The 546-nt window shown below is 44.0% G+C and carries 1 pseudogene; it reads right to left on the bottom strand.

From position 1 onward, the window contains the following. Positions 1–546: pseudogene (locus tag ACFIK0_RS09895) on the bottom strand (phage late control D family protein); the annotation flags it as partial.

Below are 546 nucleotides of genomic sequence, written 5' to 3'. Positions count from 1 at the left end.
TTTGACTTGGCATTGCTGCCCTTTTGAGCGATCAAAATAAGAAGCTTCAATGGTGCCATATTGCGTACGTGGCTCTAACGTAAATTCCCAGTTGGAACAGTCGTGCTTATGAAGTTCGAGTGCTGGTAAATTATCTCCGCTTAAAAACAAAAACTTATTGTCTTTGATTAAAAAACGTGCCCGCATGCGATCGGCAAGGCGGGTTAAAAAATCAACCGCCGATTGATCTGTACGAATCACATAAGGCAAAGTTTGTTGAGTGAACTGAGGACTGACCTTTGCTTGATAGCCATGGCGTTTGGCAAGTGTCTCAACAATCTCACCAACAGTTTTGTGATCAAAATGTTCACTCACCTGTTCTTTGAGCTCTTTACGCATCGAGGCGCTTTTGCCACAAAGGCGCAAAATCTCTCCATCACTGCCACCACAACTTACAACCGATTCGACAACAAAACGCCCCATAAAGGCACTGATGCTGTTCTCATAGCCAAAAATCACTTGCAGAGTGCTGTTGCTTGAGGGAACCTCTAAATCATTGCCACTATC

The organism is Bartonella sp. CL63NXGY (genome assembly GCF_042194905.1).
In the GTDB taxonomy this organism is placed as follows: Bacteria; Pseudomonadota; Alphaproteobacteria; order Rhizobiales; family Rhizobiaceae; genus Bartonella.
This window is presented reverse-complemented; position numbering and strand designations above follow the sequence as displayed.